The following is a 12,737-nucleotide window of genomic DNA, read 5'->3' as shown; positions in this document are numbered from 1 at the left end:
GCCCCGGGGGTCATTGCTGCGCCACGTAGGCCTTGCGCGTTGTGTCGTAGGTGTAGATGACGGCGTCGGCCGGACCCAGCTTGCGGGTCTTGCCCGGGCCGGAGATGGTGGTGCCGGAGAACTGCACGGTCACGCGCGGCAGGTCGGCGGTGCCGGTGGCGCTAAAGACCAGTTCGCCCTCGCTGCGCGTGCACGGCATGACGTCGCCATCCGCACAGGCTGGGCCGTTGTCCTCGCCTGCAATCACCTCGCCCGCATACGCCCACACCTTGTCCTTGGCTTCGTCCTGGCGCTTTTCCGGCGGCGTGAAGACGAGCAGGGTGTAGCCGCTGATCGTGATGCCGTTGTCGAACGTCTCGGTGGGCACCGCCAGCAGCAGCTTGCCGGCTGCCGTGCGGTATTCCCGCGGCTTGCGCCGGGTGTCGACTTCCGGCGGCCGCTCGTACGCGCCGAACTCGCCGATGGTCGGTTCCATGCCACGGAACTTCCAGGGGCTCGACGGCGATGCGGGATCGCGGATGAAGGTCGCCTCGGCAAGATTCACCGTCGTCATCGGACCGACATCGTCCTCTCCCGGCTTGCCATAGCGTTCAGCGGTTTCCCACACGAAGCCCGTGAAGTACGGCGTGCCATCCATTTCGAAGGCGTGGCCGAACCAATAGGTGGCCACGCTGCCGTTGGCCACGTCGGCCGAGTCGGCGCCCTTGCTGTCGACTTGGTGGATCGCGTAGAGGACCGACGCGGGGTCGGGCAGGGCGGCCTGCGCGTTGGCGGCGGGGGAAGGCGTGGGCGCGGCCGTGGCCGAGGCTGGGTTAGCCGGTTCCGCGGTAGCCGATGCCGAGGCAGCGGATACTGCGGCAGCCGTTGCTGCGGCAGCCGGTGCTGCGGCGGCCGGCGCTCCGGCAGCCGGTGCTGCGGCCTTCTCTTGCGCTGCGTTCCCAGGCGTCGGGCTCATCGCCGCGAATGCGGCAGTGATCGCCGCCACCAGGAGGGCGGCCGCTGCCGCGTTGCCCGTCCGCAAACCCTTTCCTTCCGACTTGCGTGTAGACGCCATGTCCTTCTTCTCTCTCTCTATCGCGATATGCAGCCATCGCCGGTCGCCGCCGGCGCGCCATCGGGTCGCGGTGCCGGTGGGCGCCGCAAGACGGGCTGCATGGGGAATTAATAGTGCCAAATCGACCGGCGGGCTCGACCATAGAAGGGGGGCGAGAAGGGTGTCAAGGCAACTCTTGCGCGGCATAGAGGGCGGCGCATGCCGCCGGCGCCCGCGGCCACGGCGGGCGCGGGCGTGCGGATGCCCAGCAATTTCGGGGGATTCGCGACGGAAGGGACGCGGCGGGCAGGGGTAAAAGGCCCTTAACGCCCTGTTACCTTGGCAATACTCAGGGTTACCGGAAAGGCGGCGTAGCGCGATCCGGGCTCCATCGGATCGCGCCACGCGCGTGCAAGAGGCTGCGGCGGCGCCGCAGTCTCTTGCATGCCGGTCAAAGGTCACTCGGCCTCGATCTTCGCCTCTTTAACGACCTTGCCCCACTTGTCCAGGTCCGACTGGATCACCGCCGCGTATTCCTGCGGCGTGCCGCCCTGGACTTCGATGCCCGCGGCTTCCAGCTTGGCGCGCACGGCCGGCTGCTTGAGCACCGCGTTGATCTCGGCGTTGAGCTTGGCGACGATCTCCTTGGGCGTGCCCGCTGGCGCAAGGAAGCCGCCGTTGGTGTTGGCGTCGTAGCCCTTCAAGCCTTGTTCCTGCGCGGTCGGCACGTCCGGCAGCGCCTTGGTGCGATTCGCGGTGGACACGGCAACCGCGCGCACATTGCCGGCCTTGACCTGCTCCTGCATCGCGCTCAGCGTGTCGATGTACAGGACAGTGCGGCCCGCGAGCAGATCGGGGTGCGCGGCGGACGAACCCTTGTACGGGATCAGCAGCATGGGCGCGCCGCTGACCATGCGGAACATTTCGGCCGCCATTTCCTGCGCGCTGCCGCGGCCAGACGTGGCAACCTTGGCGTCGTCGGGATGCGCCTTCATCCAATCGACGAGTTCGGGCAGGGTTTTGGGCGGGATCTTCGGATAGACCGCGAACACCAGCGGAATTTCGTGGGTGTAGACGATCGGCTCGAAGCTCTTTTGCGGATCCCAGCCCAGGTTCTTGAATAGGTACTTGTTGATGTTGTGGCTGCCGCCCACGATGCCGATGGTGTAGCCGTCGGGCTTGGCGTTGGCGAGCAGCGCGGTGCCCAGGTTGTTGGAGGCGCCCGGCCGGTTGTCGACGATGACGGGCTGGCCCAGCGACTGCGACAGCTTTTCGCCGACGACGCGCGCAATCATGTCGATGCCGCCGCCCGGCGGCGCGGGCACGATGATGCTGATGGGACGGGCGGGGTAGTTCTGCGCCGCGGCCAGGCCGGGCACGGCGGCAAGGACTGCCGAAAAGGCCAGGGTCTTGGCCAGCGTGGTGAAGGTCATGCTTGTCTCCTCGGGGTGGTCAACTTCTGTCAACTCTGTGAAGCGCCCTGGCGTGCTGCATCCGGGGCGCGGGTTGGGGGCGCAGTCAGGGCCTTAGCCGCGCCCGGTAAAGGGCATGGCGCTGGCCATGACGGTCATGGTCAGGACGTTGGCGTCCAGCGGCAGCGACGCCATGTGGCGTACCGCCTTTGCAACGTGCACGGCGTCCATCATGGGCTCGGGCGCGACCGTGCCATTGGCTTGCAGCACGCCGCGCGTCATGCGTTCGGACAGTTCCGTCATCGCGTTGCCGATGTCGATCTGCCCGGCCACGATGTTGAAGGCGCGGCCATCCAGTGCCAGCGACTTGGTCAGGCCCGTCACCGCATGCTTGCTGGCGGTGTAGGGCGCGGTGAAGGGGCGGGGAGTATGCGCGGAGATCGACCCGTTGTTGATGATGCGGCCGCCCTGCGGCGACTGGCGTCGCATCAACCCGAAAGCCGCGCGCGCGCAAAGGTAGACGCCCGTCACATTGGTGTTGATGGCGTTGAACCACTTTTCCAGCGGCAGTTCGTCCATGGGCACGGCGGGGGCGTTGACGCCGGCGTTGTTGAACAGCAGGTCCAGCCGGCCGAAGCGGCTTTCAATGGTGTTGAACAGGGCTTCGACGCTTTCCGGGCGGGTAACGTCGGTGGGCACGGCCAGCGCAGTCTGACCGCGTGCGGTGGCCTCGGCCTGCAGGCTCTGCAAAGGGTCTGCGCGCCGGCCGGCCAGCACGACGGTCCAGCCGTCGTCCAGCAGCGCGACGGCGGTGACGCGGCCGACGCCGCTGCCGGCGCCGGTGACCAGCGCAATCTTTTGGGTGGTGCTTTCGTTCAAAGCGTGACTCCTGGGGCGGATGGAATAGCGATGGGTGATGGAAGGAATCGGCGTGAGCCGTCAGGCGGCGCGAGGGCGGGCAACGGTCATGGTCAAAGCCCCGATATCGGCCACACCCGCGCTGACGACGTCGCCAGGCGTTAACGGGCCAACGCCCGCAGGCGTGCCGGTGTAGACGAGATCGCCGGGCGCCAGCGTTACCGACCGCGACAGCATCGCCACCAGCTCGGGCACGGACCACAGCAGGCCGGACAAGTCGGCGCGCTGGCGGTCTTGCCCATTGACCGTCAGCCACACCGCGCCTTGGCGAGGATGGCCGCACACGGTGGCCGGCACGATCGGCGTGCAGGGCGCGGAATGATCGAAGGCCTTGGCCGGTTCCCACGGGCCGCCCGCGCGCTTGGCCTGCTGCTGCGCGTCGCGCCGGGTCATGTCCAGCCCTGCCGCATAGCCCCAGATGTGCCGCGCTTCGACCTCCTTGGGTTCGATGTCTTTTCCGCCGCGGCCAATCGCCACGACCAGTTCGATCTCGTGGCAGAAGTCCGCCGTGTCCGCGGGATAAGGCAACGCGCCGCTGGCCGGAAACACCGCACTGGCAGGCTTCATGAACCACGCCGGCATGTCGGTGGGACGCGGCTCGTCGGGCAGCCAGCGGTAGTTGCGTCCGATGCAGAAGACGCGCGCGACCGGAAAGCGTGCCGCGCTGCCGGCGATCGGAAGCAGGGTGGGTGCAAGCGCGGGAAAGACCAGGTCCGTCATGACAGTTCTCAATGCGTGCCTTGCGGCTCAGGTCGTCAGGCTCATCGACGGACGTTCGCCGGCCAAGGCCTGCGCGATGCTGTCCAGCACCATCTGGCCCATCGCGGCACGCGTCTCCCAGGTGGCGCTGGCGCGGTGCGCCTGCAGCGTGGTGCGATCCGACTGGCGCAGGGCCGCCGGCACGCGGGGTTCATCGACAAAGACGTCCAGCCCCGCACCCGCAATGCGCCCGGCTACCAGCGCCTCGGTCAGGTCCGCCTCGTTGACCAGACGCCCGCGCGCTACGTTGACCAGGAAGCCGCGCGGGCCCAGCGCATCCAGCACCTTGGCGTTGACGATGCCCTCGGCCTTGTCGGCCGCGGCGCTCAGCACCAGCGCATCGGAGCTGCGCGCCAGTTCGATCAGGTCGGGCACGAATTCATGCGGCAGGTCGTCCATGGCGCGCAAGTCGGTGTAGCGGATCTGGCATCCGAAGGCCGCGGCGCGCGTGGCGACGGCGCGGCCCACACGGCCCATGCCGACAATGCCGACGCGCATGCCGCTGAAGCGGCGCGCGAGCGGGATGGCGCTGGGCGAGGGGAATTGTTCCCACAGGCCTTCCCGCACAAAACGGTCACCCGCGCACAGGTTGCGGCAGGCGGCGATCAACAGGCCGATCGCCAGGTCGGCCACGTCCTCGGTCAGCGCGCCCAGCGTGGCGGTGACCGGCAGGCCGCGGCCGCGGCAATAGGCCAGGTCTACCGCGTCGGTGCCCACGCCATTGACCGCCACCACCTTCACGCCCGGCAGCTGTTCCAGCATCGCCCGCGAGATGCCGGTGTGGCCGCCGGTGATGACGGCCTCGATGCCGGCGCCGTGCTCGCGCAGCCAGGCTGCCTGATCCGGAATCTCGAAGAACTTGTGCACCTGATACCGCGAGGCCAGCTCGTCGTTGACCGCCGGGATCAGGATGGGATTGAGTTGCAGGACCTGGGGCTTCATGTCGGTTCGGCTCTGTTGGGGGACCGGCTGCGGGTCCGCGTTGAACATGGATCCCATGGTATTTAATGATTGATTTGTAAAGCAATATTGATCTATAAAATCAACATATAAACTTTGCTACAGAAGATCATGGGCACCTGGATATCGATGGCCGAAGCTTGCAGCCAGCTTGGCGTGCGGCCGCAAACCATCTACGCCTACGTCAGCCGCGGCAAGCTGGAAGTCATGCCCGATCCAGCCGATACGCGCCGCAGCCTGTATCGCGCCGAAGACGTTGCTGGGCTGGCCAAGCGCAAGCAGGCGGGCCGCAAGCACGAAACCCTGGCGACCAACACGCTTTTCGGCGCCGAGCCCAGCATTCCCACGGCGATCTCCACCTTTCACCGGCAACGCCTGTACTACCGCGGGCAGGATGCCGTCGCGCTGGCCGCGTCGGCCAGCCTGGAGGAGGTGGCCCAATTGCTGTGGAATTCCGATCAGCTGGCAGACTTTTCGTGCGCGGCGCGCGTGTCTACGCCCGGCCGGGTCGCGGCCTTCACGTCGCTGGCCGCGCTGGCCGCCACCGGGCATTCCACCCGCGGCCGCATGACGCGCGTGCTGCACACCGAGTGCCAGAGCCTTGTCGGCCAACTGGCCAATGCATTTGGCGCGCAGCATGGCAAGCGCCCGCTGCACCTGCGTTTTGCGCAGGCGTGGAAGCTATCGCCGCAATCCGCTGAGCTTTTGCGCACCGCCATGGTCCTGCTGGTGGATCACGAACTGACCAGTTCGGCATTCGCCACGCGCATCGCGGCGTCCACGGGCGCATCGCTGCCGGCGTGCCTGCTGTCCGGCCTCACCACCTTGTCCGGGCCGCTGCACGGCGACGCGTCCGGCCGCGTCAAGGCGCTGTTCGACGACGTGGCGCGCCAGGGCGAAGACCACGTGATCGCGCATTACCTGTCCACGGGCCTGCCGCTGGCGGGCTTTGGCCATCACCTGTATCCCGACGGAGATCCGCGCGCAGCCGCATTGCTGGCGCGCTTCGAACCGGCCGAGGTCATCACGCGCTTCATTGGCAAGGCCACGCAACTGACGGGTCTGCATCCCAACATCGACGTCGCCCTGGCCGCGCTGGCGGCGCATTGCGGCCTGCCGGATGACGCGGCGTTCGGCCTGTTTGCGACGGCTCGCAGCATTGGCCTTCTGGCGCACGGCCTGGAGCAACTCAGCGTTGCGCAGGTCATCCGGCCGCGCGGCCGTTACGTCGGAGTCTTGCCGCAAGCGGCGTAGCGGCACGGCAATGTTCGGTATGCTGCAACGTACCGGACAGGAGACTGCCATGACACGCACGCAGAAAGAGAGGATGTTGGCCGGAGAGCTGTACACGGCCGCCGACGCCGAGATCCAGGCGGACCAGCTTGCCGCCAGCGCCTGGATGCAGCGGTACAACGCGCTGCTGGGCGAGCCGCCCGAACAATGGCATGCGCTGCTTTGCGAGCGCCTGGCCAGTGTGGGCGAGGGCGCGCTGATCCGCCCGCCGTTTCATTGCGACTACGGCTACAACATTTCGCTGGGCGCGAACGTCTTCATGAACTTCAATTGCGTGATCCTGGACGTCGTGCAGGTCACCATCGGCGAAGGCACGCAAATCGGCCCGGCCGTGCAGATCTACACGGCAGACCACCCGCACGACCCCGAGCAGCGGCGCGCGATGCTGGAGTTCGGGCGGCCCGTGCACATCGGCAGGCAGGTGTGGATCGGCGGCGGGGCGATCATCCTGCCCGGTGTGACGGTGGGGGACGATGCGATCATCGGCGCGGGCAGCGTGGTGACGCGGGATGTGCCCGCGGGTGCAAAGGTGGTTGGCAATCCGGCGCGGGTGCGGGGATAGCGCATGAGCACGCCACGCGTCTCGCCACAAGGCGCGGCGCCAATCTCAAGGAGAAGACCATGCCCATGTTCATCACAATCGGCTACGGCGATCAGGCGGGCTACGACAGCACCCCGGTGTCCGTGCGCGAGGCTGCGCATGCGCACGACGCGGCATTGCAGCATGCGGGGGTGCTGATGGGGATCGCGGGCACGCCGGTTCAGGTGCGCAATCCGGACGCGTCCGGTGTGGTGACGGCGAAGGGGCCGTTCATGAATGCGCCGCTGCCGATTGCCGGCTTTGCCATCATCGAAGCGGCTGATATGGCCGAGGCCATCGAAAAGGTGTCCCGCACGCCCTGCGCCGTGGCGCACGGCGTGGTGGAAGTCTGGCCGCTCGAGCGCCGGTAGCGCGGATTACCCGTCGACCGAGCGCATGTCGCAGGTGGTCTCGGACGATGCGCACACGCCGCGAAACCACGCGCGACCGCGCGTGCGGTCCTTGTCCGCCAGCCGTTCGAACGTCGCGCTGTTGCGCATCTCGTAATCCAGCAGCAGCCATTCGCCCTCACACGCCACGATGCCGCGCAAGGTGGCGCGTTCAGTCAGCCAGTCGTCGCCCAGGTCAAGCAGCCGTTCGCTGGCGGCGTCGGGGCGCGTGTATCCGCGCGCCGACTGGATGCCGACCTGCGCGTCCGCGGCGGCGATCCAGCCTTCGCCTTGATAGACGGGGCGAGGCGGGTGACGATCGCTGCCGCTCATGGCGTCGCTGGCGTTGCGAATCCTGAGCCAGCCGTCGCGCGCCTCGGTCACGTCGAAGGTGACGCTGTACAGATCGACCTCGGGATCGGGACTGTCGCCGCGCGTGGTCGGCAGCGCACCCATCTGCCTGGCGCTGTAGGAGGCTGCCGCGCGCACCGGGATCGCGGGCTTGTCGTTCGTGGTCCAGCCCGAAAAGCGGCATGCCGTCGGGCCTGTCGGCGTCCAGGCGGCGCCGTGGCCAGCCGGTTGCGCATGAAGCGCCGGGGTCAGGGCCGCCGCGGAAAGCAGCAGGGCGAGCGATCTGAGCGTCATGGTGCGTGTCGTCGTGAACGTGAGGATGGGTAGGCAATCCGGCTGGCGGAAAGCCTACCACGATGCCGCTGTCCGCGATGCACGGGCCGGCTACTGCGCCCCGGTCACGCCCGACACGTATTTCGCCAACGCCTGCACCTGCTCATCGCTCAAGGCATCGAAGGCCGGCATCACGCCGATGCCGTTGCGCACGGCCTGCGTGACGCGGTTGGCATCGGGCTTGAGCTCGTCCAGGTTGGGACCAATGGTGCCTGCCGCGCCGGCGTCGGCCAGCGTGTGACAGACGGAACAGGCCGGGGTGGTCGCTTTCAGGAACAAGGCCCGGCCCGCTTCGGCATTGGGCGGTTCGGCCGCCCACGCCTGCGCGCCCGTCAGCAACCAGACACCTGCCGCGAGCGCAAAGGAAGCCCGCCACCCGATCGGGCGGCGGGTTGCTGCATGCTGCATGACTTGACTGTTGTGCATCGATGCTGCCTCGATCAGGACACGTTGATGGCCAGACCGTGGTCGCGCCAACTGCTGTTGATATAGCCCGGCGCGTTTTCGAACCGGTTTTCCACCTGCACATTGCCTTCGGTGTCTTCGACGCGGCTGACCAGCATGTGCTGACCGGCGGACAGTTCCACCGGCAGCGCGAACTGGCGCCAGGCGTACTTGCCAAGATCCGGTCCGATCAACGCGGCCTGTTTCCAGGTCTTGCCCCCGTCGATCGACACGTCCACGCGCTTGACCGCATGCATGCCGCCAAAGGCCACGCCGCGCACCACCACCCGCCCGGCCTTCACCGGCTGGCCGTTTGCGCCCGGCGCGTTGATCCAGGATTTGGGTTCCATGGCCCAGACCGATGGTTGGTCGGGGCTGGGCTTGGCGTTCATGGGCGTCAGGCGATAGCCGGTCTGCTGGATCTTCGCGGGGCTCTGTTCGGCGGTGAACGCCAGCCGCTTGATGTACTTGACGTTGTTCACGCCGGTGTAGCCCGGCACGATCAGGCGCAATGGGCCGCCGTGCGCCAGCGACAGCGGCTCGCCGTTCATCTCCCAGGCCAACAGGGCGTCCTGCATCGCCTCGCGCGGCACCGAGCGTTCCACCAGCAGCGATTTGGGATCCAGACCTTCGGGCAGCACTTCGCCGCCGGTGCCGGTCATGAAGGCAGGCGTGCCCGCCAGGCCGCCCAGGTGTTCGACAAGGGTGCGCACCGGCACGCCCGTCCACATCACGCAGCCGGCCGCGCCCACTTCCCACGGCGTGCCGCTGGGCTTGTGGGGAAAGAACCCGCGGCCATTGCCCGAGCACTGCAACACGGTCGCCAGCGTTTCCATGCCCAGCGTCTTAAGTTCGCCCACGGTGAACGTGCGGGGCTGCTTGACGCCTTCGATCTCGACCTTCCATGCATCGCGGTCGTTCAGGATCGCGGCGTCGGGCGCCGGCAGGTTATTGCGCACGTATAGCTGGCGCGACGGCGTGATGACGCCATCGCCGAACGCGCTGCGGCGGGTCTCGATGGTGTTGGCGCTGTGCACGATGACGCTGTCGGCGTCTTTCCACGCCGCGTAAGGCGGCAGCTGCTTGGCAGCGGGCGCGGCGGGGGTAGCGGCGGGCGCTGCGCCTGCGGGCTTGGCGGGCGCATCGCTGGCGCGCGCAATGCCCGCGGCGCCCAGCCCGGCCGCGGCCAGGGCACTGGCGCTGCCGGCCAGCATGCGGCGCCGTGCGGGGTTGCGTGGGGTTGTCTCCATGGCTTGCCTCTCTGGTTGCCGCGTCCCGCGGAACAGGCGCGGTGTTGTGCTTATGGGCGGCCCAGCGCTTGCGGCCTTCCGCATCATCGGCAATGCCCCTCTTTATGTCAACGGGTTCTAAAGAACTATAGGTTTGTGGACATTTCAGATATAAGAGTTTTGGATATTTGGTTGGGCAAGCACGAAGCGAGCTGCGCCAAGGCGCCCAGGCCAGCCGCATAACCCATGTTGCACCGGCGCAGAACCCAGCGCTACGCTGGTGAATCAGGGCTCTGACTTCCATGGAGGTTGTCATGAATACGATCATCTTTCCCTGCGTGGCCATGCTGGCCGCTGGCGTCTGCCTGACTGCGTCCGCGCAGACCGTCACGCCGCTCAAAGGCCAATCCCCCGAACTTACCCAGCAAGACATCGCGGCATGCCAGGCGCAGATAGGCAGCGCGGCCAGCAGCAGCCCGGATTCGCGCGAGGCTGGTGGCCGTGCGCGTGGCGCGGCGGCTGGCGCGGCCGCTGGCGCCGCGGTGGCCGGTGCGCGCGGACGGCAGCACGAGGAGGTCTACGACCGCGTGGACGACGACACCAAGCAGGCGTACCGGCAAAACCAGGCAAAGGACGCAGCGGCGGCGGGAATGGTGGTGGGCGGGTCGCGCCAACGGCAGGATCGGCGTCAGGACCGCGCCACCCAGAATCAGCAGGCTGCGGCAGCTTCTTCCGCGTATGCCGCCTGCATGCAGCAGCGGGGGTATCAGGTGACGCCTTGAGCGGCAAGCGTGCGTCGACGGTCCAGCGCGGCAAAAGGGAGCCGGGTCTAGGATGCGTGGTCGCCTTGCAGGTAATCGTCCACCGCGCTGCCAACGGTCGGATGAAAGCGGTCGTCGCTGAATAGCCGCGACAGCTCGAAACGCTTGAGCTTGTCGCGCACGGGATCCTTCATTTCCGCGAAGTGCAGCGCGACCCCTTCGCGCGACAGGGTTTCGCACAGTTCGCGCAGCATGTCGGCTGAGGTGACGTCCACGCTGGTGACGGGTTCGGCAGCCACCACCACGCGCCGTACGGGCGTGGGCGAGGCCTCCACGGCTTCAAGCAGGCGCTGCTGGAAGAGTTCGGCGTTGGCGAAAAAGAGCGGGGCGTCCCAGCGGAACAGGACAAGTCCGTCGATCAGCGTGGCATGCGGATAACGCTTCAGGTCGTGATAGCCGCGCAGGTTCGGCACGCGGCCCAGCACCGCGAAGTGCGGACGCCAGCCGTCCCACAGGAACTCGATGACGGCGATGACGACCGCCAGGCAGATGCCGGGGATCGCGCCGAAGACGGCGACACCCGCAAAACACAGCATCGAAAGCCAGAACTCCCATTGCTGGATGCGGTAAATGCGCCGCAGATCCCTGAATTCGAAGAGACCGATGGCGGCGGCGATCACGACCGCGGCCAGCGCGCTGTTGGGCAGGTGGCGCAGCAGGTTCGGCGCGGCGATCAGCAGCGCGGCGACGGCCACCGCGCCGACGACGCCGGTCAGTTGCGTGCGCGACCCCGCCGCCTCGGCCACCGGGGTGCGCGATGCGCTGCTGCTGATCGGAAAGCCCTGGAAGAAACCGGCTGCCAGGTTCGCCACCCCCAGTCCCACCATCTCCTGATTCGGATCCACGCGCGTGTTCGTGCGCGCGGCGTAGGTGCGCGACAGCACGCTGGTGTCGGCAAAGGCAATCAGCGCCACCGCGCAGCCGCCCAGCACGATCTTGACGAGGTCGGCGTTGCTGAGCCACGGCCACGCAAAGCTTGGCAATCCTTGCGGAATCTCGCCCAGCACCTTGACGCCCTGGGCGTCCAGTCCGAAAAGCCTGACCGCCAGCGTGGCAAGGATCACGGCAATCAGAATGCCCGGCACGCGATCGAAGCGCTTGAGCAAGAGAATCACGGCAAGGCTTGCCGCGCCGACTGCCAAGCTTGGCCAATGGGCCTGGCCATCGGCCACGGCCAGCGCCAACTGTTGCATCTCGCGCAGCGGGCCGGCGTCATCGATGGAGATGTCGAACAGCTTGGGCAACTGGCTGACCAGCACGGTCAGCGCGATGCCGTTCATGTAGCCGTAGCGGATGGGTTTGGACAGCAGCTCGGTGATGAATCCCAGGCGCATCAAGCCCATCACGATGCAGAACAGCCCCGAGATAACGGCCATCATGCTTGCCGCGGCGATGGCGCGCATGGGGTCGCCGTTGGAGACGCTGAGCACGACAGCCAGGATGGGCGCCGCCAACGCGGAATCCGGTCCCAACACCAGGATCCGGCTTGGACCGAACAGCGCATACGCCAGGAGCGGGATGATGGTGGCGTACAGGCCGTAGACGCCGGGTACGCCCGAGGCTTCAGCGTAGGCGATGCCCACCGGCACCAGCATGGTCGTCAGGACGAGGCCGGCGGCAATGTCCTTGGGCAGCCATGCCGCCTGATAGGACTGCAACAACGCCAGACCGGGCAGCCAGCGCAACCAGCGCGGCGCATTCTGGACGGGGCGGCGGGGCGTTTCGGTAGCCATGGAATTCCGGTAGGAAAGCGTGCGCTACAGGTTGGGGCCTTATCCGCGTTTCATTGCGGGCAAGGGGGGGCGGAATCTTCCAGCATCTGGCGCAGCCGGGCGCGGCGGCGCTCCAGGTCGGCGATCTGGCGTTCGACGGATGCCAGCCGGCGGCGCTGCACCTCGGACGTCTCCGGGCATGCCGCAGCGCCCTCGATCAGCCGCATGCAATCGGGAAACCCGCGGATTTCCGCCAACGAGAAGCCGGCAGCGATGAGGCGCTGGATTTGCCTGACTTGCGTGACGGCGGCTGCGGGAAAGGTACGGTATCCATTGTCCGCCCGGGCCGAGACAAGCAGACCCTGGTCGTCGTAGTGGCGCAGCGACCGCAGGCTTGCGCCCGTTCTGCGGGCAAGCTCGCCGATCGACATGGGGGGGGAAGGCGCGGGCGTTTTCATGCGGGAAAGATTAGCAGATGGGGGCTTGACCTTGACATGGGTGTG

14 protein-coding genes are annotated in these 12,737 nt (G+C 67.4%); 4 read left to right on the top strand and 10 right to left on the bottom strand.

All coding sequences use genetic code 11. The features are described from left to right. Positions 1-10: 10 nt before the first annotated feature. From QEP15_RS13600 to QEP15_RS13580, 5 genes are all read right to left on the bottom strand, one after another. Complete coding sequence (locus QEP15_RS13600) at positions 11-955, bottom strand: hypothetical protein (protein ID WP_376787442.1); 945 nt, start codon at positions 953-955, stop codon at positions 11-13. Between the two features lie 536 nt (positions 956-1,491). Continuing rightward, complete coding sequence (locus QEP15_RS13595) at positions 1,492-2,466, bottom strand: Bug family tripartite tricarboxylate transporter substrate binding protein (RefSeq protein ID WP_056318489.1); 975 nt, start codon at positions 2,464-2,466, stop codon at positions 1,492-1,494. Between the two features lie 93 nt (positions 2,467-2,559). Then, positions 2,560-3,324, bottom strand: a complete 765-nt coding sequence (locus QEP15_RS13590) for an SDR family oxidoreductase (protein WP_062841421.1) — start codon at positions 3,322-3,324, stop codon at positions 2,560-2,562. Positions 3,325-3,384: 60 nt separating this feature from the next. Then, on the bottom strand, positions 3,385-4,083 hold the full coding sequence (locus QEP15_RS13585) for a fumarylacetoacetate hydrolase family protein (RefSeq protein ID WP_152384556.1): 699 nt from the start codon (positions 4,081-4,083) through the stop codon (positions 3,385-3,387). A gap of 27 nt (positions 4,084-4,110) precedes the next feature. After that, positions 4,111-5,064 carry a 2-hydroxyacid dehydrogenase gene (locus QEP15_RS13580; RefSeq protein WP_142055081.1) on the bottom strand — a complete coding sequence of 318 codons (954 nt, stop codon included), beginning with the start codon at positions 5,062-5,064 and terminating at the stop codon, positions 4,111-4,113. 129 nt (positions 5,065-5,193) lie between these two features. Here QEP15_RS13580 and QEP15_RS13575 point away from each other — a divergent pair, with 129 nt between their 5' ends. Genes QEP15_RS13575 through QEP15_RS13565 form a run of 3 tightly spaced genes read left to right on the top strand, consistent with a single transcriptional unit; the run spans position 5,194 to position 7,326 of the window. Further along, positions 5,194-6,336, top strand: coding sequence for a citrate/2-methylcitrate synthase (locus QEP15_RS13575; RefSeq protein ID WP_056318818.1), 1,143 nt, complete (start codon positions 5,194-5,196; stop codon positions 6,334-6,336). Between the two features lie 49 nt (positions 6,337-6,385). Next, positions 6,386-6,937: a sugar O-acetyltransferase gene (locus QEP15_RS13570; RefSeq protein WP_280147555.1), complete on the top strand. Its 552-nt coding sequence runs from the start codon at positions 6,386-6,388 to the stop codon at positions 6,935-6,937. Positions 6,938-6,996: 59 nt separating this feature from the next. Then, positions 6,997-7,326, top strand: a complete 330-nt coding sequence (locus QEP15_RS13565; protein ID WP_180098669.1) for a YciI family protein — start codon at positions 6,997-6,999, stop codon at positions 7,324-7,326. 6 nt (positions 7,327-7,332) lie between these two features. Here QEP15_RS13565 and QEP15_RS13560 read toward each other — a convergent pair whose 3' ends face one another. The 3 genes from QEP15_RS13560 to sorT form a co-directional block, all read right to left on the bottom strand. Continuing rightward, on the bottom strand, positions 7,333-7,989 hold the full coding sequence (locus QEP15_RS13560; RefSeq protein ID WP_280147554.1) for a hypothetical protein: 657 nt from the start codon (positions 7,987-7,989) through the stop codon (positions 7,333-7,335). A 90-nt stretch (positions 7,990-8,079) separates the two neighbouring features. After that, a complete protein-coding gene (sorU, locus tag QEP15_RS13555; protein WP_254636723.1) occupies positions 8,080-8,454 on the bottom strand; it encodes a SorU family sulfite dehydrogenase c-type cytochrome subunit in 375 nt (124 codons plus the stop codon). A gap of 14 nt (positions 8,455-8,468) precedes the next feature. Further along, positions 8,469-9,722: a SorT family sulfite dehydrogenase catalytic subunit gene (gene sorT, locus QEP15_RS13550; protein WP_280147553.1), complete on the bottom strand. Its 1,254-nt coding sequence runs from the start codon at positions 9,720-9,722 to the stop codon at positions 8,469-8,471. A gap of 293 nt (positions 9,723-10,015) precedes the next feature. On the opposite strand from sorT, the gene QEP15_RS13545 reads away from it, so the two are divergent. Continuing rightward, entirely contained in the window at positions 10,016-10,483 is a 468-nt protein-coding gene (locus QEP15_RS13545; protein ID WP_279988648.1) for a YMGG-like glycine zipper-containing protein, read from the top strand. 47 nt (positions 10,484-10,530) lie between these two features. On the opposite strand, the gene QEP15_RS13540 is transcribed toward QEP15_RS13545, so the two are convergent. Beyond that, a complete protein-coding gene (locus tag QEP15_RS13540) occupies positions 10,531-12,255 on the bottom strand; it encodes a SulP family inorganic anion transporter (RefSeq protein ID WP_280147552.1) in 1,725 nt (574 codons plus the stop codon). A 50-nt stretch (positions 12,256-12,305) separates the two neighbouring features. Beyond that, positions 12,306-12,692 carry a MerR family transcriptional regulator gene (locus tag QEP15_RS13535; RefSeq protein ID WP_056318505.1) on the bottom strand — a complete coding sequence of 129 codons (387 nt, stop codon included), beginning with the start codon at positions 12,690-12,692 and terminating at the stop codon, positions 12,306-12,308. Positions 12,693-12,737: the final 45 nt, after the last annotated feature.

The sequence above is a fragment of the Achromobacter mucicolens genome (assembly GCF_029866465.1).
Classification (GTDB): Bacteria; Pseudomonadota; Gammaproteobacteria; order Burkholderiales; family Burkholderiaceae_B; genus Achromobacter; species Achromobacter mucicolens.
This window is presented reverse-complemented; position numbering and strand designations above follow the sequence as displayed.